21 protein-coding genes are annotated in these 20,146 nt (G+C 32.3%); 14 read left to right on the top strand and 7 right to left on the bottom strand.

Translation table 11 applies throughout. From position 1 onward, the window contains the following. Nucleotides 1–2: 2 nt before the first annotated feature. The 3 genes from def to JS605_RS16430 all read right to left on the bottom strand — a co-directional run bounded on the left by def (nt 3) and on the right by JS605_RS16430 (nt 1,445). Complete coding sequence (gene def / locus JS605_RS16440; protein ID WP_203258819.1) at nt 3–593, bottom strand: peptide deformylase; 591 nt, start codon at nt 591–593, stop codon at nt 3–5. A 68-nt stretch (nt 594–661) separates the two neighbouring features. Further along, entirely contained in the window at nt 662–1,072 is a 411-nt protein-coding gene (gene ruvX / locus JS605_RS16435; RefSeq protein WP_203258818.1) for a Holliday junction resolvase RuvX, read from the bottom strand. Nucleotides 1,073–1,181: 109 nt separating this feature from the next. Continuing rightward, the gene (locus tag JS605_RS16430) at nt 1,182–1,445 is read right to left on the bottom strand and encodes a hypothetical protein (protein WP_203258817.1); all 264 of its coding nucleotides are present in this window, start codon (nt 1,443–1,445) and stop codon (nt 1,182–1,184) included. A 327-nt stretch (nt 1,446–1,772) separates the two neighbouring features. On the opposite strand from JS605_RS16430, the gene JS605_RS16425 reads away from it, so the two are divergent. Both JS605_RS16425 and JS605_RS16420 read left to right on the top strand, forming a co-directional pair. Beyond that, the gene (locus JS605_RS16425; RefSeq protein WP_203258816.1) at nt 1,773–2,588 is read left to right on the top strand and encodes a 2,3,4,5-tetrahydropyridine-2,6-dicarboxylate N-succinyltransferase; all 816 of its coding nucleotides are present in this window, start codon (nt 1,773–1,775) and stop codon (nt 2,586–2,588) included. Between the two features lie 84 nt (nt 2,589–2,672). Further along, nucleotides 2,673–3,734, top strand: coding sequence for a glycosyltransferase family 9 protein (locus JS605_RS16420; RefSeq protein ID WP_203258815.1), 1,062 nt, complete (start codon nt 2,673–2,675; stop codon nt 3,732–3,734). Here JS605_RS16420 and JS605_RS16415 read toward each other — a convergent pair. Then, complete coding sequence (locus JS605_RS16415; protein ID WP_203258814.1) at nt 3,724–4,764, bottom strand: beta-1,6-galactofuranosyltransferase; 1,041 nt, start codon at nt 4,762–4,764, stop codon at nt 3,724–3,726. The genes JS605_RS16420 and JS605_RS16415 overlap by 11 nt on opposite strands. A gap of 59 nt (nt 4,765–4,823) precedes the next feature. Between JS605_RS16415 and glf the strand changes: the two genes are divergently transcribed. After that, a complete protein-coding gene (gene glf / locus JS605_RS16410) occupies nt 4,824–5,930 on the top strand; it encodes a UDP-galactopyranose mutase (RefSeq protein ID WP_203258813.1) in 1,107 nt (368 codons plus the stop codon). Nucleotides 5,931–5,950: 20 nt separating this feature from the next. After that, nucleotides 5,951–6,721: a glycosyltransferase family 2 protein gene (locus tag JS605_RS16405; protein ID WP_203258812.1), complete on the top strand. Its 771-nt coding sequence runs from the start codon at nt 5,951–5,953 to the stop codon at nt 6,719–6,721. Here JS605_RS16405 and JS605_RS16400 read toward each other — a convergent pair. Both JS605_RS16400 and JS605_RS16395 read right to left on the bottom strand, forming a co-directional pair. Beyond that, nucleotides 6,706–7,704, bottom strand: a complete 999-nt coding sequence (locus JS605_RS16400; protein ID WP_203258811.1) for a glycosyltransferase family 4 protein — start codon at nt 7,702–7,704, stop codon at nt 6,706–6,708. The genes JS605_RS16405 and JS605_RS16400 overlap by 16 nt on opposite strands. Nucleotides 7,705–7,709: 5 nt before the next feature. Then, the gene (locus JS605_RS16395; RefSeq protein ID WP_203258810.1) at nt 7,710–8,510 is read right to left on the bottom strand and encodes a lipopolysaccharide kinase InaA family protein; all 801 of its coding nucleotides are present in this window, start codon (nt 8,508–8,510) and stop codon (nt 7,710–7,712) included. A 229-nt stretch (nt 8,511–8,739) separates the two neighbouring features. On the opposite strand from JS605_RS16395, the gene JS605_RS16390 reads away from it, so the two are divergent. The 7 genes from JS605_RS16390 (at nt 8,740) to JS605_RS16360 (ending at nt 14,362) form a co-directional block, all read left to right on the top strand. Continuing rightward, entirely contained in the window at nt 8,740–9,876 is a 1,137-nt protein-coding gene (locus JS605_RS16390) for a glycosyltransferase family 4 protein (protein ID WP_239000383.1), read from the top strand. Then, complete coding sequence (locus JS605_RS16385; RefSeq protein ID WP_239000382.1) at nt 9,869–10,438, top strand: L-threonylcarbamoyladenylate synthase; 570 nt, start codon at nt 9,869–9,871, stop codon at nt 10,436–10,438. Before JS605_RS16390 ends, JS605_RS16385 begins: the two co-directional genes overlap by 8 nt. Before the next feature lie 26 nt (nt 10,439–10,464). Further along, on the top strand, nt 10,465–10,839 hold the full coding sequence (locus JS605_RS16380) for a GxxExxY protein (RefSeq protein WP_203258809.1): 375 nt from the start codon (nt 10,465–10,467) through the stop codon (nt 10,837–10,839). Nucleotides 10,840–10,934: 95 nt separating this feature from the next. Beyond that, nucleotides 10,935–12,359 (top strand): CCA tRNA nucleotidyltransferase, encoded by a 1,425-nt coding sequence (locus tag JS605_RS16375; RefSeq protein WP_203258808.1) that lies wholly within the window; start codon nt 10,935–10,937, stop codon nt 12,357–12,359. Further along, nucleotides 12,356–12,817 (top strand): GNAT family N-acetyltransferase, encoded by a 462-nt coding sequence (locus JS605_RS16370; RefSeq protein WP_203258807.1) that lies wholly within the window; start codon nt 12,356–12,358, stop codon nt 12,815–12,817. Before JS605_RS16375 ends, JS605_RS16370 begins: the two co-directional genes overlap by 4 nt. After that, the gene (locus JS605_RS16365; RefSeq protein ID WP_203258806.1) at nt 12,804–13,820 is read left to right on the top strand and encodes a COX15/CtaA family protein; all 1,017 of its coding nucleotides are present in this window, start codon (nt 12,804–12,806) and stop codon (nt 13,818–13,820) included. The genes JS605_RS16370 and JS605_RS16365 overlap by 14 nt, the downstream gene beginning before the upstream one ends. A gap of 29 nt (nt 13,821–13,849) precedes the next feature. Then, nucleotides 13,850–14,362: an IS1096 element passenger TnpR family protein gene (locus tag JS605_RS16360; RefSeq protein ID WP_203258805.1), complete on the top strand. Its 513-nt coding sequence runs from the start codon at nt 13,850–13,852 to the stop codon at nt 14,360–14,362. On the opposite strand, the gene JS605_RS16355 is transcribed toward JS605_RS16360, so the two are convergent. Next, the gene (locus tag JS605_RS16355; protein ID WP_203258804.1) at nt 14,359–15,432 is read right to left on the bottom strand and encodes a hypothetical protein; all 1,074 of its coding nucleotides are present in this window, start codon (nt 15,430–15,432) and stop codon (nt 14,359–14,361) included. The genes JS605_RS16360 and JS605_RS16355 overlap by 4 nt on opposite strands. 179 nt (nt 15,433–15,611) lie before the next feature. Between JS605_RS16355 and JS605_RS16350 the strand changes: the two genes are divergently transcribed. The 3 genes from JS605_RS16350 to JS605_RS16340 are packed head-to-tail and all read left to right on the top strand — an operon-like array spanning nt 15,612 to nt 20,145. After that, entirely contained in the window at nt 15,612–16,508 is an 897-nt protein-coding gene (locus JS605_RS16350) for an ABC transporter ATP-binding protein (protein ID WP_203258803.1), read from the top strand. Nucleotides 16,509–16,513: 5 nt separating this feature from the next. Continuing rightward, on the top strand, nt 16,514–17,347 hold the full coding sequence (locus tag JS605_RS16345; protein ID WP_203258802.1) for an ABC transporter permease subunit: 834 nt from the start codon (nt 16,514–16,516) through the stop codon (nt 17,345–17,347). A 29-nt stretch (nt 17,348–17,376) separates the two neighbouring features. Beyond that, a complete protein-coding gene (locus tag JS605_RS16340) occupies nt 17,377–20,145 on the top strand; it encodes a T9SS type B sorting domain-containing protein (RefSeq protein WP_203258801.1) in 2,769 nt (922 codons plus the stop codon). Nucleotide 20,146: the final 1 nt, after the last annotated feature.

Raw genomic sequence — 20,146 nt, 5'->3', positions numbered from 1 at the left:
CATTATCGCTTCTTTTTTTGATTAGGGAAACGCATTCTATATTCAGCATTTATCTTGCCTTTTGAAATGTTGGCAAGTTTACTCTTTATAAGGCGTTTTTTAAAACTGGACAACTTATCTGTAAATAAAACACCTTCTATATGATCGTATTCGTGCTGAATTACTCGAGCAATTAAGCCCTCAAAAGTTTGTGTATGCTCCTTGAAGTTTTCATCGTAATACGCAATGGTTATTTTAGGTTGCCTAAATACATCTTCACGTACATCTGGTATACTTAAGCATCCTTCATTAAAAGCCCATTTATCGCCCTCTTCCTTTAAAATAGTTGCATTAATAAATACTTTTTTAAAATCTTTAAGGGCTTTTCTTTCTTCTTCAGAAAGATTATCATCCTCGGCAAATGGCGATGTATCTACCAAAAATAAACGAATCGGCAAACCTATTTGTGGAGCTGCTAAACCTACTCCCATGGCATTATACATGGTTTCAAACATATTATCTAACAGTTCACTTAAATTAGGATAATCTTTAGATATTTCAGTACCTTTTTTCTTTAATACAGGATCGCCGTAAGCTACTATTGGTAAAATCATTATTAGGATTAAATTAGTTTCACAAAAGTACGATACTTACATGGTATAATTGCAGATAGAATAAAAAACTATTTAGAGTACAAATAACTTTGTAAAATTAACGTAGCACTAATTTCATCAATCAAAGCTTTATTTTTACGTTGTTTTTTTTTAAGCCCACTATCTATCATTGTCTGAAATGCCATTTTTGAAGTAAAACGTTCATCTACCCTTTCAATAGGTATTTTAGGAAAAGCTTTGTGAAGTTTTTGGAGAAAAGATAAGATTAACACTTCACTTTCAGAAGGCGTATTATCAAGCTGTTTAGGTTCTCCTACCAAAAACAAATCCACGTTTTCTTTTAACAAATAGTCTTTTAAAAAAGGAATCAATTCATGTGTTGACACTGTGGTTAAGCCAGAAGCTATAATCTGTAACTCATCCGTTACAGCAATTCCTGTTCTCACTTTACCATAATCTATCGCTAAAATTCTTCCCATATACTAATTTTATGCAAAAGTAATTCTTTAAAATAAAAAAGACTGCCTTTTTCAGACAGTCTTCTTCGTGTTTAACCTTATTATTAAATTTGAATACTTAATCGTTTTTTTAGGATAATTTTCTTTTATTTATTTTTGGAAATACTAATTTGATGTTATCAACTTTTCTTTCTCTGTTTAAGTAAATTCTAATATCACTACTACTCTTTGCAATAGCTTCTTTAATTTTTACAGTATCAATAATCACTGCAGCTTCAGCAGTTTCAGAAACAGTAACTTGATTTTCTACGTTATTAGTCTTAATCTCGTTCTGAGCTCTCATAGCTGAGAAAGAAAGTAATAAAATAAATAAGATGTAAAAATTTGTTTTCATGATTTGTGTTGTTTCATTTGTTTCAACACTCCAAATATATATCCGTTACGTAGCTCAACTACAATAAATTAGTTGTACTCCAATGAATTTTCGATTATTAGAAAATCTGAAAAGTTTCATCGATAAACAGTGGAAATGCAGCTTTTTAACGTTGAAATACACCAAAAATGCAGTTCATCTGGAAATAGTATTTTTTCAAAGGATAAAAGAGCTTTTAACACCTTAAAAAAAGCTCAATTTTTTAGATAAACATTTTAAAATAATTAAGAGGAAATACAGCACTATTTTATGCTGTAGATAGTATATTTGCGCTAAATTTTGATACAAATGATAGAATTACAACAAACTATAGAAAGTGCTTGGGACAACCGAGAACTTTTAAAAGATGCTAAAACTACTGAGGCCATAAGAACTGTTATCGACTTGTTAGATAAAGGGGAGTTACGTGTAGCAGAACCTATTAAAGGAGGTTGGCAAGTAAACGAATGGGTAAAAAAGGCTGTGGTTTTATATTTCCCAATTCAAAAAATGGAAACTTTAGAAGCTGGTATTTTTGAGTATCATGACAAAATTCCATTAAAGAAAAATTTTGCTGAGAGAGGAATTAGAGTTGTGCCAAATGCTGTTGCCAGACATGGTGCATATATATCTCCAGGTACTATTTTAATGCCAAGTTATGTGAATATTGGTGCTTATGTTGACGAAGGCACCATGGTAGATACTTGGGCCACTGTAGGTAGTTGTGCGCAAATTGGTAAAAATGTGCACTTATCAGGAGGTGTAGGTATTGGTGGTGTATTAGAACCATTACAAGCTGCTCCAGTGATTATAGAAGACAATGCCTTTATTGGATCTAGATGTATAGTTGTTGAAGGTGTAAAAGTTGAAACCGAAGCCGTTTTAGGTGCTGGTGTTGTGTTAACTATGAGTACAAAAATAATTGATGTTACTGGAGACACTCCAAAAGAGTATAAAGGTATAGTACCTGCGAGATCTGTAGTAATTCCAGGTAGTTACTCTAAAGAATTCCCTTCTGGGAGTTACAATGTACCCTGTGCTTTAATAATAGGTAAACGTAAAGAAAGTACCAATAAAAAAACATCGCTTAATGATGCTTTAAGAGAGCATGATGTAGCTGTTTAAACAAATAGTATATCAAAAAACAAATTCCAAATTCCAACACTTTACTCTTGGGATTTGGAATTTTTTATTTGTAATTTCAGCCGTATGAAGATTTTAGTAATTCAACAGAAAATGATAGGAGATGTTTTAACATCTACTATTTTATTCCCAATATTACGACAATCTTACCCCAATGCAGAGTTGCATTATCTTATTGATGCTCATACTACTCCTGTTGTAAAAAACCATCCAAATATTGATAAACATATTGTTTATACTCCTGAAATTAAAGATAGTTCCATACTGTTTTATAGCTTCCTTAAAGCGATAAGAAAAGAAAATTACGATATAGTAGTAGATGTATATGGCAAATGGTCAAGCAATTTTATCACTCTTTTTTCTGGAGCAAACACAAAAATTGGATATTACAAGTGGTATACCCAGTTCTTCTATAATATACCCGTAAAGCGCCTAAAACAATCTAAAAACAATCAAGGCTTAGCTATAGAAAACAGATTACAACTTTTAGATCCCATATGCAAAACTTCGTCTGAAGTAAAACCTAAAATATACTTATCCGCTAAGGAAATAAAGGATGCTAAAACATTTCTCATAAATTTTAAGATTGATTTGTCCCAACCTTTATTTATGATAAGTGTATTAGGAAGTGATGGAAGTAAAACGTATCCGTTTTCCTACATGTCCAATATAGTGGATATGGTTGTAGAATACACAAATGGAAATATTTTATTTAACTATATCCCCAAACAAAAGGAAGATGCCAAAGCTATTTTTAATCTGTGTAAGCCAGAGACTCAAGCTAGAATCCATTTTAATGTTTTTGGAAAAAGCCTTAGGGAATTTGTAGCAATTACCCACCATTGTAATGCCTTAATCGGAAACGAAGGTGGTGCCATAAATATTTCTAAAGCCATCAACATTCCAACATTTGCAATATTTTCGCCTTGGATAGATAAAGATACTTGGAATATTTTTGAAGATGAAAACACAAGTATTTCAGTACATCTAAAAGATTATAAACCTGAACTTTTTAAAAACAAAAGCAACAAACAGATAAAAAAACAAGTAGTTAGTTATTATACTGAGTTTAAACCAGAATTTTTCTCTGAAAAAATAAAAAGCTTCCTCAACAACCTTATTGGATAATACTTAAAGCTTCATTTACTGCTGTTTCAACAAAATAACCCTCCATGACTTTAGTTTGAATATTGGCTACATTTTGTTTCATCTCCTTATAGTCTTCTGCCGATATATCCCCTAAAATTTTATTCAAATCTTTTAAGTTGGAAACGGTAATCCCTACATTATGTTCTTTTATAAAACCTGCCAGTGCCGCCTTATCCCATATTATTACAGGCATACCACACAATAAATATAATGAGGTTTTATGTGGATTATTAAATTTTAAATACGCTCCGTAGTTACCGCTGCAAGTTTCAGTTGAAATACCATCCCAAACTAAACCAAAGTCTGATTCAATTTTGTACGCTACCTCATCAGATTTAAAAACACCCTCGTAGTGTACAACACTCATGTGCTCTTCAACCTTACGCTTTTTAGGGTCAAAACCAATACCATAAAGTCTTAAATCGTAATTGCTATTGTCTAGTATATCAAAATCAAAAATATAGGAGTTTTTTCCATCTCCAAAACCTCCGGCATAAGCTATACTATATGTATCATTTACTACTCTATTAGAATTTTGCATTGGCTTCTTCTCTGACACATAATCAAAAATACCTAAGACCACTATGGGTATGGTAACTCCCTGTTCTAGAAACCATTGTTTCATGGATGGATTATGAACTATAATGACATTAGAAGTAATGATTTGTTTGAGTTCTGTTGCTGCATCTTTAGTTCTGCCTTTTAAAATTCTAACATCATGTACAACTGTAATAATTTTGCATTTTTTCAGCTTTGAGAAAAACATAATCATTCCCCGAAACTTATTATTTGGGTATTGGGTAATTATTGTGCTCTTTCTTGGTAACTTTAACAATGCTAAAAAAATTCCAAAGAAATTCTTTATAGTACCTATGGCAGAATTTGGAATGGAGGACTGTTTAAACCCTAAATTTTTAAAACCCATTTTTTGGAAAACAAATTCACAATCTGTCTTTGCTTTTCCTGCTGCATTGAATAATGACTTATAATTTCTTGAAATGTAGTACATTAAAGTTAAATCTTTTATTTAGCTAATTATATGCCTAGTTTTGTTAAAAATATAAATGTATGCAAAAGTATGATTATTTAATTGTTGGAGCTGGATTATTTGGGGCTGTATTTGCACACGAAGCTACAAAAAAAGGCAAAAAATGCTTGGTAGTTGATAGGAGAACACATCTTGGCGGTAATGTTTATTGCGAAAATATAGATGGTATTAATGTTCACAAATATGGCGCTCATATTTTTCATACTAATAATACTGAAATTTGGAATTACGTTAACCAATTTGCAACATTTAATAATTATGTGAATTCCCCCCTATCCTTATCAAAAGGAAAGCTTTATAATTTACCCTTTAACATGAACACGTTTCATCAACTATGGGGTGTAAAAACACCAATTGAAGCGAAAAACATTATAGAAGGACAAATACAAACTTATGGTTTTAAAAACCCTAAAAATCTTGAAGAACAAGCACTTTCGTTAATTGGAAAAGATATTTACGAGGCACTTATAAAAGAATATACCGAAAAGCAATGGGGTAAAAAGGCAACCGAGTTACCTGCTTTCATTATCAAAAGATTACCTGTAAGATATACTTTTGATAATAATTATTTTAACGATAGGTATCAAGGTATTCCCATTGGAGGTTATAACAAGATTACCGAGGGATTGCTTCATGGTATTGAAACAAAAACCAATGTTGATTTTTTGAAAAACAAAAATGAACTGAATGCCTTGGCAAAAAAAGTCGTATATACTGGTAATATCGATGAGTACTATAACTATAAATTTGGCAAGTTAGAATACCGCTCTTTGCGATTTGAACATGAAGTTCTAGATATGGAGAATTTCCAAGGAAACGCTGTGGTTAATTATAATGATACCGAAATTCCATACACGAGGATTTTAGAGCACAAACATTTTGAATTTGGCAAACAAAAACACACGGTAATTACCAAGGAATTCCCAGAAACTTGGACTCCTGAAAAAGAAGCATATTATCCTGTAAACAATAATGAAAACCAACAGAAGTATCAAAAATACAAAGCATTGGCATCTAATGAAACCAATGTGATTTTTGGAGGAAGACTCGCTGAATATAAATACTACGATATGCATCAAGTTATAGGTTCAGCATTGGCTAAAACCAGAAAAGAATTTAATAAATAGCTAACAATTCTATACAGTTAATGGCTCAAGCTCAAACAAAAATTTCAGCATTACTTATAACGTACAATGAAGAGCATCACATTGTTGATGTTATAAAAAATATTGAGTTTGCTGACGAAATTATTGTTATAGACGGAGAGAGTACAGACAAAACTGTTGCGCTTCTAAAAGAAATTCCAAAGGTAAAATTGGTATCTAGACCTTTTAAAAACTTTGCAGACCAGCGCAACTTTGCCATATCGCAAGCAAACTATGAGTGGTTACTTTTTATTGATGCTGATGAAAGGATAACCAATGCTCTTAAACATGAGATTTTAAAAACCGTTACATCCCCTAACGGCATCACAGCGTTCATGTTTAAAAGGTTACTTTATTTTAAAAATAAAAGAGTACGTTTCAGTGGTTTTCAAACAGATACCACTTACAGGTTATTTAAAAATGGTTGTGTAAAGTATATTGAAAGCAAAATTGTTCATGAAATGCCTTTAATTCAAGGAAATAGTAAAATAATGCAAAACTATATGCTTCATTTTTCGTTTAACAATTTAGAGGATTATAAATTAAAAATGGAACATTATGCCTCTTTAAAAGCAAAAGAACTTAACGATGCTGGTAAAAAAGCAACCCTATTTCATTTTATGTTTAGGCCAGCCTATAAATTCATAACAAATTATATTTTTCGCCTTGGGTTTTTAGATGGTAAGCTAGGTTTTAATATTTGCTATTTAAGTGCTTATGGCGTTTGGTATCGTTATAAACAATTAAAAATTCTAAATCAATCTAAAAAATAACCATCAATTGTTTTTGAGCAATTTTCCCAAGTAAACGGTAATACATACTTCCTAATATCTCCCTCTATTTTAAAAGCGTTTTCTATTAAAGGTATTACATCTTTGTAAGTAGCATCTAAATTAAACAAATACCCATTTTCTCCATGTCTTATTAAATCTGGAGCAAAACCGGTTTTAGAGGCTACTGGCACACAGTTACACATCATAGCTTCAAGAATAGGTACTGGCCCACCTTCCAGAAGTGATGGCGATACAAAAACATCTAGTTGGTTGTATAATTCTGGATAAGATTCATAAGGTACATTATTGTGGTATTTAAAGTTTGATAACTTCTGTAACTCGTTAAACCTGTCATAATCTTCCCAATTTCTCCCTATAATATGAAAAGTTTTATCGGGCATACCTTTGATAACATCTAAAACTAAATCTGGGTTTTTTCGTATTCCAAAATTCGAACAAAACCCCACATCCCCTTTGCCTCTTTTGTGTGGATAAAACGTAGAGGATGATGTGCCTATATGAAGCACTTGCAGAAGTTCTGGTTTAACACCACATGTAATCAAATATGTTTTTATCTCTGAATTTAAACAAATAACAGTATCAGCCATATTCAGACACCATACAACATGAGTTTTAGAATATTTTTTTGACCAATTGGGGTGAGTAAACATTACCACATTTTTTTTCTTCAGAATGCTTGGTGTACTGCGAATACAACGGCAAAAATAATTCTGATAAATAAAGAAATAACCGTCTGCATCAGGTAAATTCCTGAGCTTATCATGATAATGTGTTATAGTTAGCAATGAGGAATAACGGGACAGTCGCCTTACTTTTGCTCCAAAAATCCAATCTTTATCTTTTTCTCGAGCTATATAAGCTACTTTTTTTACTGATGATGAAGCACTATAAAATTTGGACTTAAAAATAGCTATTAAGTACTTCCACTTATGCATTATCATAAAATAAAGCTGTTCTCCCATAAAAGTTAAGAAATTGGAGATTTAGCCACACGGTTCTTATATTTCTTCTTCCAAAAAAAGATACGCTTTTTTAGGCGTATTTTTTGGTAATACTTTTCCTGAAAAGTCTTTGTATGCGTCCAAATAGCATCAAAAATTTCAGTTTCATCCTCTCCCGTACATTTAGCATATTCGTTGCTCATTACCGTAACCATGGATTTGTGTATGGTAAGTTTAGCAAAGTTCTTAACTCTAGTTTCAAAGTCCATCTTGCCAAATTTCATTCTATTTAAATCTACCAAATAAAAATCATAGCCCTTGGCATTGCGTTTTATTAAGGTATTCCCAGGAGAATGGTCCAAAAAATGAACACCATTCTCATGAAGTTTATACGTAAACCTAGTAAAAGCTCTTAAAATAGCTTCATGATCTTTAATTGTAAAATCTGTAGTAAGTTCTCTGTATGTTAAATCATAATCTATAAACTCACTAATGTAAAAACTCCGTAAAAAGAAAAATGCCCCAGTTTGTTTTTGGTAAGCTATGGGTTCTGGAGTGTTTATTCCTAAATCTAAAAGTGTATTAGCATAAGTATAAGAGCGTTCTGCTTTAGATTTTCTAAAAAATCTATACACTACTTTATTAATGAAGTTAGGTATTTTAAAAGATTTTATAGTATAGGTTGTCCCATCTATTATTACATTCTTAATGACATTACGTTCTGCTGCTCCCAAAACATCTTTATAGTCATCAAAATTAGATATAGCGTGTTCTATTTTACGTTCTAAAGACTCATGTTTTGGATTTACAACTATAGTTGTTTTCATTAAGTGTGTATAGTAATATGGTATTGCTGCAAATATATCTAAATAAAATGGAGTGAAAGTAAAGCGCTCTGGCAAATACAGAACAGTGTAAAGTATTAACAAACACTTAACGAATAACCCATAGTGTTGGGATTTAATACTTTAACCCTACTAACAAGCCTAACAATGGTAATGCCCTATTTAATAATTGAGTTAACACATTTGCCTATTACCAGTTCAAGATGTACTTTTGATACATACTTTTGAAGAAATTTTGATGCATATATTACAGGTTTCGGCGGTTACAAATTGGGGCGGTGGCGAGTACCATATTGAAAACTTATGTAATGAATTGGGAGACACCTATCCTGCTATTGAGACCACTGTATTATGTGTAAAGGAATCACCATTTGAAAAAAGGTTACAAAAGAGTAATATTCAATTTCACACTGCACCTTTACGCATAAAAATAGACTTACGCTTTGTTTTCAAAATTGGAAAAATTTGTAGAAAGTATAATATTGATTTGATACATATTCATGACCCCAGTGCATTACAACTATGCATAATTGCTGATAAAATATACAATTTACCACCTTTTATTCTAAGTAAAAAAACATCATTTCCCATAAAGCAACGTAAAAAAACACTTTACAAATACAATTATCCAAAAATTAAAAAAATATTATGCGTATCAAAAGAAACCAAAAAAATTTCTGAGAAGGCAATACAGGACAAAAGTAAACTTATTACGGTTTACCATGGCACAAATCTAAAGACCAAAAGTAGTGACACCCCTTTTTTATTACGGGAAAAATTTGAAATTCCCAGTAGCAAAACCATAATTGGGCATATAGGAAACCATATTAAAGCTAAACATCTAGAAACTTTTATTGAGGTTGCTTACCGTATTATTTTTATAGAAAAACATTTGGACTTTTGTTTTGTACAAATTGGTACATTTAGTGAGCGTACAGAGTCACTTTTAAAAAAGGTAGAAGAACTTGGATTGAAAGAACATGTAATTTTTATGGGGTATACACCACAAGCCTCTAACTTTATACCTCAGTTTGATATCGCTTTAATGACATCTCAGAGTGAAGGTATGCCTCAGTTTATTTATGAATCTATGTACCACAAAACACCCATTGTCACTACTGATGTTGGTGGTATTCCCGAATTAATTACCCATAAAGAAAACGGATTGCTTGCCAAGATGCATGATGCTGAAACTTTAAGCAAACATCTACTGCTTCTTGATAAATCAAATGAACTTAAGGAACAATTTGTTTCCAGAAGTTACGAGAAATTACTACAAAAATTTACTACTGAAAATATGACAAAGGCAACTGTAGAAATATATAAATCTATTTTAGGACATGCCTAGTATTTATACAGAGGTAAAGCATGCAGTTGATGCTCTAAAAAATGGAGGTATTATTTTATTTCCTACAGATACATTTTGGAGTATTGGCTGTGATGCAGGTAATGAAACAGCAGTCAAACAACTATTAAATCTAAGCCAAAGCAAAAATCTAGGATTAGTAACTTGTTTTGTTGCAGACGACCGTATGTTAAGTAGATATGTAAAAGAAATCCCTTTTGCTGCTCAAAACATCATTGATGTTACAGACGCCCCAACTACAATAATTTATGATGCGCCACGTAATTTGGCTTCAAATCTTATTTCGCAAGACAATACAATAGCTATTAGAATCCCTAATCATGAGTTCTGTTTTCAGCTATCAAGGCGCTTAAACGGAGCTATTGCCACATGTATAGCCCATATTGATAAAAAATCCACCCCTAAATCCTATAAAGAAATAGATGCTTCCATTTTAAAAGGTGTGGACTATGTCGTAAATTTGCATCGCGAAAAAACATGTAATAAACCTGCTTCCATTATCCAAATTAAGAATAACGGAATTGTTAAGGTTTTACACAAATAATATAGCCACGAATTCACGAATAATTTATGACAAATATTCTGTATAAAGAAGAGAGTTATAGTATTATAGGTGTGCTATTTGAAGTATATAATAATTTAGGTAGTGGGTTTTCTGAAATCGTCTACAAAGATGCTATTGAGTATGAGTTTAAAAGTCTGAATATTCCCTTTGAAAGAGAAAAAGAATATTCAGTAAATTACAAGGACACTGTATTATCACACAAATTTTACGCTGATTTTATTGTTTACAATAAAATAATCTTAGAATTGAAATGTGCCGAATCCTTACATGATAAACACATATCCCAATGCCTCAACTATCTTAAAGTAAGTAAAAATAAACTAGCTATTTTAGGAAACTTTCATAAAGATGGACTGAAATATAAAAGAATAATATTTTAATAATTACTAACTATGAGACAGAGAAAATTTAGTGATATTAAAAGTTTTAGTTTTTTGAGTTATTAGATAATTCGTGAATTCGTGGCGTATAATATATGAATTACAAAGAAGCACTTCAAAACGACATATTTAAAGTTATATCAAAATCTGCAAACCAGCTCCATTTAGAAAGCTATGTTATCGGAGGTTTTGTAAGAGATTTTCTGTTACAACGAGGTAATGCAAAAGATATTGATGTTGTTGCTATTGGGAGCGGTATAGAATTGGCCAAAAAGGTTGCCGATAATTTACCTACACAACCCAAAGTACAAATATTTAAAACCTATGGTACGGCAATGTTACGACATGAAGACATAGAAGTTGAATTTGTAGGTGCAAGAAAAGAATCTTATTCTGAGGATAGCAGGAACCCTGTTGTAGAAAACGGTTCGTTACAAGACGATCAAAACCGTCGTGATTTCACTATAAATGCCCTAGCTCTTAATTTATCAGCAAACAATTTTGGTGCTTTACTAGACCCCTTTAATGGTGTTGAAGATCTACACAATAAAATAATTCGCACCCCTTTAAACCCTGACATTACCTATAGCGACGACCCATTAAGGATGATGCGCGCCATTAGGTTTGCAACGCAACTTAACTTTAATATAGAAACGGAAAGCCTTAAAGCCATAACTAGAAATGCAGAACGTATTAAGATAATCACCAATGAACGCATTGTAATAGAGCTCCATAAAATTTTAGAAAGCAAAATTCCTTCAATTGGTTTTTTATTATTAGAAAAAACAGGCTTACTTAATTATATTTTACCAGAACTTACCGCTTTAAAAGGTATTGATGAAATAGACGGACAACGCCATAAAGACAACTTCTATCATACCTTAGAAGTGGTAGATAATATTTCTAAACATACAGATAATTTATGGTTACGCTGGGCTGCATTATTGCACGATATTGGAAAAGCTCCTACTAAAAGGTATAGTAAAAAAGTAGGGTGGACATTTCATGGGCACGAATTTGAGGGCTCCAAAATGGTGTATCGCTTATTTAAACGCTTAAAAATGCCTTTAAATGATAAAATGAAGTTTGTACAAAAAATGGTATTAATGAGCTCAAGACCAATTGTACTTGCCCAAGATATTGTAACTGATTCAGCAGTTAGGCGATTGATATTTGATGCTGGCGATTATGTAGATGATTTAATGACACTTTGTGAAGCAGATATTACCACAAAAAACCCAAAGAAATTCAATAAATACCATAATAATTTTAAAATAGTAAGGGAGAAAATTATTGAAGTTGAAGAACGAGATAACGTTAGAAATTTCCAACCACCAGTAACTGGAGAGGAAATAATGGAAACTTTCAATTTAAAACCATCTCGGGAAATTGGGATCATTAAAGAAGCGATAAAAGAAGCTATTTTAGAGGGAGAGATTCCTAATGAATATGATGCTGCCTATGAGTTAATGATAGAAAAAGGAAAAGCACTTGGACTTAAACAAATCATTAAAGAATGAAGATAGTACGTACTAATTCTGAGCATTCTGGATTTGTGAACTTAGTATCACAACTTAATAAGTATTTAAAAACTGTAGATGGTAATGATCATGATTTTTATATGCAATACAATGGCATTGATACTTTAAATCATGTGGTTGTAGCTTTTATTAAAGACATACCTGTGGCATGTGGTGCTTTTAAGTCCTACGGTAAAAACAGTGTTGAAATAAAGCGAATGTTCACATTACCCGAATATAGAGGGCAGCAATTAGCCTCTAAAATCTTAAACGAACTTGAAATTTGGGCTACTGAATTAGGCTTTAAAACTTGCATTTTAGAAACTGGCAAACGACAACTAGAAGCTGTTAAATTTTACAAAAAGAACAACTATCATATTGTTGAAAACTTTGACCCCTACATTGGTGTTGATAATAGTATCTGTTTTGAAAAAGAATTAAGCTATGCAAAAAGATAATAAACGTGTAATTTACTGGTTACTAACAGGGTGTGTTCTTATTTTTATTATGGTAATTGTTGGAGGTATTACCAGGTTAACACATTCTGGTTTATCTATATCAAATTATAAATTGATATCAGGAACCATTCCTCCAATGAACGATATAGAATGGCAAGAAGCCTTTGATTTGTATAAACAATACCCAGAGTACCAAAAACTTAATTATAATTTTACTCTCAAAGATTTCAAAGACATCTACTTTTGGGAGTGGTTACATCGGGTATTGGGACGCCTTATAGGTATTGTTTTTATTATCCCTTTTCTATATTTTTTAGTTACCAAGCAACTTACAAAGTCAACTATAAAAAAATCGATTATTCTTTTATTCATGGGGGGCTTCCAGGGCTTTTTAGGGTGGTATATGGTAAAAAGTGGTTTGGTAGACAGGCCAGATGTGAGCCACTATAGGCTAGCCGCACATTTAACAACGGCATTCTTAACGTTTGCCTATACATTTTGGGTAGCTCTAGATTTAATATTTTCCAAAAGAAAAGAAATTGACATAAGATTTAGAAACCTTGTACGTTTTGGACTATTTATACTTATAGTTCAAATAATTTATGGCGCATTTGTCGCAGGTTTAGATGCCGGTTGGATACATAACCATTGGCCAATGATGAGTGAAGGTAAGTTTATGCACGAAACCGTTTATATTGAGCAAAATCCTTTATACAAAAACTTTATAGAAGGTAAAAGTGGCGTGCAATTTGTACATCGCATTTTAGCTTATATTGTGGTATTAATAGTCATTATTATATGGCGAAAAAGTAAGCAACTTATACTTTCAAAATATCAAGTTATTGGTATACTCGCTTTACTTATAATGGTAGGCATACAATTTCTTTTGGGCGTACTTACCATATTACTTCAAGTGCCAGTTTGGTTAGGTGTAGCCCACCAAATAGGTGCATTCTTTTTATTATCTGCTATGGTGTTTTCCTTGCATAGATTTAGCAAATAAAATATATCTTTGTACTACAAATTGTAATTATGGTTTACAGATTCAGAGTCATTTTAGATAACGATACCGAAGAAGATGTTTTTCGCGATTTAGAAATTCGTGAAACCGATACTTTAGAGGACTTACACAACATCATCACGCAATCTTTTGGTTTTGATGGCACTGAAATGGCATCATTCTATGTAAGTAATGATCAATGGGAACAAGGTGAAGAGATTTCACTTTTCGACTTGAGTGATGATGGTTCTGCACGTTTGATGAACGAAACTGAAATTTGTGACGTAGTACACGAAGCTCAAACCAAACTTATCTATGTGTATGATTTTTTGAGCATGTGGACATTTTATGTAGAACTTGCCGAGATTGTTGAAGTTGTAGAAGGCTTTGATTACCCTAACTTAATGTTTGTACAAGGGCAAGTACCAGATACTGCACCAGACCGAGTTTTTGAAGCTGATGACAATGATGATTTTAACGAATTTGATGATGGTATTGATATTGAAGATTATGATAATTTAGACTTCAACGAAAACTGGAACTAAAGACGCTTTTTATTAATATTTAGAGGGTTAACATTTTCATAATTATGCACCAAAAACTCTAAGGCCTTTTCTAATATATCCCCCATTGTATTGCATTTTTTAAATTTTACATCATGAGTATATTCGAAGATTTTAAACTTCAATAAATCTATGTGCCCTTTTTTTGAAATATCATCTATAATCATACAACCTAAAAGCTCATTAATACGGTTGTTATAACTCTTAAGCCGTTTTACCAATATAGAACGCTCTTCAATTTTATACTGCTCAATAGATAGTTTTTGAAAAGAATCTGATACTATTTTTACCATCTCTAAATTCTCTTTAAAAAACTGTGGCCTGTAAATATTAAACTTACCCTCGTAAGATTGTTGGTCGAAATCTATGGCTCTAATTTTATAAACAACCTTATCAAAATCGTGAGTAGGTACAATAACATAATTATAAGAGCGCATATCCCCTAAAAGCCGTATCATACAACGTTCGTTAAACTTCACAAACTCTTTGGCTATTTGCGCCTTTTCCCCTTTGGTACAGTTAGGTAGCATATCTTTAATAAAAACGTCCCCGGGAATACCTGCAATATGCTCTTCAATTAGAGTATTGTTACTTACCAAAAAGTTTAGGTTATATGGGGACAACATATGCTCTAACTCTAAACCATAAATTCTTGAGGCATCAGCTGTTTTTACGTAAAAGTAGGTATAGTTATCATTTAAAATATTTCTAATTTTTATCCTGAAGGGTTTAGAGTTTCCAAACGTACAATAATCAATAGCATCAACACTTAAAAAGGGGAAAATATCTTCATTACCATCAGAATGTAAAATAGTGTAAACTTTTTTTAAGGAAGCATCAATCTCCTGCCTATCAAATTCATTATAATACACCCTTATCCAAAGTGTATCCTCATCATCTTCATCAAGAACTTCAACACCTCCTTGAAACCTTAATAAATCTTCATAAAAAATGGGAAGCTTTATATTCCTACTGTATTCAGAAAGATAATTATCCAATTTTTTAGAAATTGGATAAGATGGCTTCTTTTTTGAAATTTTTAAATCCTCCATAAATCATGTCATTATTCAAATTTAAGCTTTTCTGTACATACTCAACTACCTGCTCCGGCAATTTAATTTGGATTACAGAAAGATTTCTTTTGATATTAATGTAACAAAAATTCACAAGCCTCGTCTTAAAACTATAACTAATAAACCACTGAATTTATTTCAGTCTAAAATATTCACGTTTGGAACCAATTTTAACAATTAATAATCTTACCAAAAAGTTTGGTTTTTTAACTGCTGTAAAAGACCTCTCATTTACTATAAATAAAGGGAATGTATATGGAATTTTAGGCCCTAATGGCAGTGGCAAATCCACAACGCTAGGCATAGTGCTAAATGTGGTTAATAAAACATCTGGCGATTTTAAATGGTTTGATGGTAGCATTTCTACGCATAATGCCTTGAAAAAAGTTGGTGCCATTATTGAGCGACCAAACTTTTATCCATACATGACGGCTTATCAAAACTTAAAACTAGTGTGTAAGATAAAGGATGTAGATTTATCTAAAATAGATGAAAAACTAGAAGTTGTTGGTTTACTAGAACGTAAAAATAGTAAGTTTAAAACCTATTCTTTAGGGATGAAACAGCGTTTAGCTATCGCTTCAGCTTTATTGAATGATCCAGAAATTTTAATATTAGATGAACCTACCAATGGCTTAGACCCTCAAGGTATACATCAAATCCGACAGATCATTAAAGACATTGCAAATCAAGGCACAACAATCCTTTTGGCCTCCCATCTATTGGATGAAGTTGAAAAAGTATGTTCGCATGTTGTGGTATTGCGCAAAGGTGTAAAATTATATGCTGGGCGTGTAGATGAAATGATATCTAGCCACGGCTTTTTTGAATTAAAATGCAACAATCATGAAGCACTTATTGAAGTTATCAAAAAAGACAAAGCATTTGGAAAGGTAAAAGTTGAAGAAGACCTAATTACAGCTTTTTTAAATGAACCACTAAGCTCTGAGGATTTTAACAAGCAATTGTTCAAAGAGGGTATAGTACTTACCCATTTGGTACAGCGCAAAGAAAGTTTGGAGGAACAATTTTTACAACTAACTGATAAAAATTAATAATAATGATAAGACTACTTAGTATAGAATATCACAAATTAATTCACAATAGAGCAAGTAAAACATTAATTGTAATTTACTTTGCTTTGCTAAGTTTAATTTCTTTAGTAGCCATAATCAAGTTTGATATTGGACCTATCAAATTTCATTTTGCCGAACTCGGAATATTTAACTTTCCATATATCTGGCACTTTAATACATTCGTTGCTGCTTTATTAAAGTTTTTCTTATTGCTCGTTATAGTATCTATGATAGCCAACGAATACAGTAATAAAACAATTAAACAGAACCTAATTGATGGATTGAGTAAAAAAGAATTTATCCTTTCTAAATTTTACATGATCACTACCTTATCATTAATATCTACTATTTTTGTTTTTCTTGTCTCATTGATTTTAGGTCTTATATATTCAAGCTATAATGAAATGTCTATCATTTTTTCAGATCTAGAATATTTACTAGCTTTTTTTATTAAACTACTCGGTTTTTTTTCTTTTGGTTTTTTTCTCGGAATACTAATAAAGCGTTCTGCATTTGCTGTAGCTACGATGATTGTTTATTTTCTAATTGAATTCATCAGTTACTTATTTATTTCAGGCTATTATAGAGGTACAGATATAGCTGATAATATATATCAATTTTTACCATTCAAAGCATTATGGAATTTAATAGATGAACCTGGTTCTAGACTATCAGCCGTAAAAGAAGTGGCTGCTCAAGTAGGAGAAAACCTTACTTACGATTACTCTGTACACTGGTACGAAATAGCAATAGTATTAGGTTGGACAGCCCTATTTATCTTTTTATCGTATAGATTATTAAAAAAGCGGGATTTATAATATCTTTGATAGCATTTGCTATGTAAAAGATGAAAAAAAACACTGTATTCCTATTACTATGGATGTTTGCTCTAAACTTGTATTCCCAAAGACAAGCTGCAAACTGGTATTTTGGTAACAATGCAGGTCTTACGTTTAATGTAGACGGTTCAATTTCAGAACTTACGGATGGTATGTTGAGTACCAATGAAGGTTGTACAACAATCTCTGATATAAACGGAAACTTACTTTTCTACACAGATGGCATAACTGTTTGGGATAGACTACATAGACCCATGCCAAATGCAAATCCAGCTAGCGGCGGTTTGTTTGGAGACCCTTCAAGTACGCAATCTGCTATAGTGATACCCAAACCAAACGATGATAACATATACTATATCTTTACAGTAGACACCACTGGACCTAACGATCCAATCGACTTTGGTTTTAATTACTCTACTGTAGATATGCGATTAAACGGAGGGTTTGGAGATGTTGTGCCTACATCAAAAAATATAAACTTACGCAGTGATAGTTCCGAAAAAATAAGTGCGGTTGTAAAAGATTGTGAATCTAAAGAACTATGGGTCATTACTTTTGGTCCTTCTACCAGGATTATTAACGATGTTATTTTTCATGATACCTTTTATGCCTATGAAATTACAGATACTGGCATTAACACCACACCAGTAATATCAAGCTTTCCTTCTCTAGAAATTACAGATCCTAGAGGATATCTAAAATTATCACCCGATGGTACTAAAGTAGCCTGTGCCAATGTAACTTCAGGCTTGTTTCTTTTTGATTTTGATGTAAACACTGGGCAAGTTACTAATCAATCTCGAATAACTGTAGATACCTCGCTTCCAAGTAAGCCGCAATCCCCTTATGGTCTAGAATTTTCCCAAAATAACGAACTTCTATATGTTACGGCATATTATGATGCCCCAGACCCTATTGAATTTAATACCCCTAGTGCACAGTATACATCTCTAATCCAGTATGATTTAACAGTTCCTAATGTTTCAGCAAGTGCCGTTATTATTGATGAACGCATAGGTTTTAGAGGAGGTCTTCAACTTGGTATAGATGGTAGGATATATAGAGCTATGAGTAGAACCTTTTCCCAAGGTTTACCTAACCTTTCTGTGGTAAACGCTCCAAATACCAGAGGGTTAAGTTGTGATTACCAACACAATAAAATAGCATTAAGTAGAAATTCCACGCAAGGCCTTCCCCCTTTTATTACCTCCTTCTTTACACAAAAAATAGATATTATTGGAAATAATGCTTCTAGTACAGACTTAAAATTATGTGAGGGAGAGCGTTTCGTTTTAAGAGCACCTGATTTTCTTGGTGCCACATACACATGGACAAGAAATGGAAATAATCTTACCAATAGTGGAAATACTTACGAGGTACGAAATAATCTAGATGGGCTATATTCTGTTTTAATTGATCTTAATACAGGTCGCTGTGAAGACAGGTTTGAAGGAGCAGCTAGGGTAAGTTTCTCTCCTAATCCTATAGCATCAGATACTAGTTTATTACAATGTGATGAAGATGGAATTCCTGACGGTTTAACAGTATTTAACCTAGAAGAGGCAACTGAGACATTAACAAATAACAATACTGAATTGGGTATAAGATATTATACAGACCCAGCGAGAACCACTGCTATAGTTGATCCTTCTAGATACCCAAATACAAGCAATAATCAAATAATCTATGTTGAGGTTTATAACCCAGATACATTATGTAGTGTAAATGCCGAATTAACCTTAACTGTAAGTACAACAAGTATAGTTAACACTGGAATTACAAAGTGCGATGATGATGGTAATGAAGATGGTTTTTATGCTTTTAACTTAAGTGAAGCAGGTAAAAATATTATCAGTGGCCTTCCTTCTGATCTTATTGTATCATACTATGAAACATATGAAGATGCACTTTTAGAACAAAATGATTTGCTTGAAAATTACATAAATACACAACCATTTGTGCAAACTATTTTTGTCAGGGCTGAAAACGAAAACAATTGTTATGGCATAAGCGAACTAGAGCTCATTGTGAATCCATTACCTACTATTCAAGATACATTCTCTACCTATTACTGCATTAATCTATTTCCCGATCCCATAAGTATAAATGCCGATATCCCTCTAGCTGATCAAAATAATTATACCTATTTATGGTCTACAGGAGAAACTACACACGATATTAATATCAACAGCACAGGTATTTATACTGTAGACATTACCAGTGTTACTACCGAATGTACTTCAACAAGAACCGTAACCGTAGAGCCATCTAGCGATGCCGCATTTGTTCAACCAAATCCTTTTACGGTAAGCGATGCTACTTCTAACAATACAGTTGCTGTAAATGTTACTGGGGACGGTATTTATCAATATAGATTAGTAGATACAGAGGGAAATTTTGAGTATCCATTTCAAGATAGTAATGTTTTTGATAATGTAAAAGGGGGTATCTATACTGTATTTGTGAAAGACATAAAAAATAACTGTGGCACAGTACAAAGTAAAGTTTCTGTTATAAGTTTTCCCAAGTTTTTTACCCCTAACAATGATGGAAAAAATGATACATGGCAAGTCTATGGTGTTTCAGAAATGTTTCAGCCAAATACTAAAATTATGATTTTTAATAGGTATGGCAAGCTACTCAAGGAAATAACTCCTTTAGGAGAAGGTTGGGATGGTATCTTAAATGGACAAATATTACCTGCAGATGACTATTGGTTTTCTGTAATTTTACAAGATGGTAGGGTTTTTAAAGACCATTTTACACTTAAAAACTAGC

The organism is Hyunsoonleella ulvae (assembly GCF_016827605.1).
GTDB lineage: Bacteria > Bacteroidota > Bacteroidia > Flavobacteriales > Flavobacteriaceae > Jejuia > Jejuia ulvae.
Note: the sequence above shows the minus strand (reverse complement) of the source record. Positions and strands in the feature narration are given on the sequence as shown.

Coding starts and splice junctions, on each gene's coding strand:
- JS605_RS16400 (WP_203258811.1), bottom strand. CDS start 7,704: ATGGGAGAACAGCTTTATTTTATGATAATGCATAAGTGGAAGTACTTA.
- JS605_RS16405 (WP_203258812.1), top strand. CDS start 5,951: ATGGCTCAAGCTCAAACAAAAATTTCAGCATTACTTATAACGTACAAT.
- ruvX (WP_203258818.1), bottom strand. CDS start 1,072: ATGGGAAGAATTTTAGCGATAGATTATGGTAAAGTGAGAACAGGAATT.
- JS605_RS16415 (WP_203258814.1), bottom strand. CDS start 4,764: ATGTACTACATTTCAAGAAATTATAAGTCATTATTCAATGCAGCAGGA.
- JS605_RS16355 (WP_203258804.1), bottom strand. CDS start 15,432: ATGGAGGATTTAAAAATTTCAAAAAAGAAGCCATCTTATCCAATTTCT.
- JS605_RS16380 (WP_203258809.1), top strand. CDS start 10,465: ATGACAAATATTCTGTATAAAGAAGAGAGTTATAGTATTATAGGTGTG.
- JS605_RS16345 (WP_203258802.1), top strand. CDS start 16,514: ATGATAAGACTACTTAGTATAGAATATCACAAATTAATTCACAATAGA.
- JS605_RS16425 (WP_203258816.1), top strand. CDS start 1,773: ATGATAGAATTACAACAAACTATAGAAAGTGCTTGGGACAACCGAGAA.
- JS605_RS16430 (WP_203258817.1), bottom strand. CDS start 1,445: ATGAAAACAAATTTTTACATCTTATTTATTTTATTACTTTCTTTCTCA.
- JS605_RS16340 (WP_203258801.1), top strand. CDS start 17,377: ATGAAAAAAAACACTGTATTCCTATTACTATGGATGTTTGCTCTAAAC.
- JS605_RS16395 (WP_203258810.1), bottom strand. CDS start 8,510: ATGAAAACAACTATAGTTGTAAATCCAAAACATGAGTCTTTAGAACGT.
- JS605_RS16360 (WP_203258805.1), top strand. CDS start 13,850: ATGGTTTACAGATTCAGAGTCATTTTAGATAACGATACCGAAGAAGAT.
- JS605_RS16385 (WP_239000382.1), top strand. CDS start 9,869: ATGCCTAGTATTTATACAGAGGTAAAGCATGCAGTTGATGCTCTAAAA.
- JS605_RS16370 (WP_203258807.1), top strand. CDS start 12,356: ATGAAGATAGTACGTACTAATTCTGAGCATTCTGGATTTGTGAACTTA.
- glf (WP_203258813.1), top strand. CDS start 4,824: ATGCAAAAGTATGATTATTTAATTGTTGGAGCTGGATTATTTGGGGCT.
- def (WP_203258819.1), bottom strand. CDS start 593: ATGATTTTACCAATAGTAGCTTACGGCGATCCTGTATTAAAGAAAAAA.
- JS605_RS16365 (WP_203258806.1), top strand. CDS start 12,804: ATGCAAAAAGATAATAAACGTGTAATTTACTGGTTACTAACAGGGTGT.
- JS605_RS16375 (WP_203258808.1), top strand. CDS start 10,935: ATGAATTACAAAGAAGCACTTCAAAACGACATATTTAAAGTTATATCA.
- JS605_RS16420 (WP_203258815.1), top strand. CDS start 2,673: ATGAAGATTTTAGTAATTCAACAGAAAATGATAGGAGATGTTTTAACA.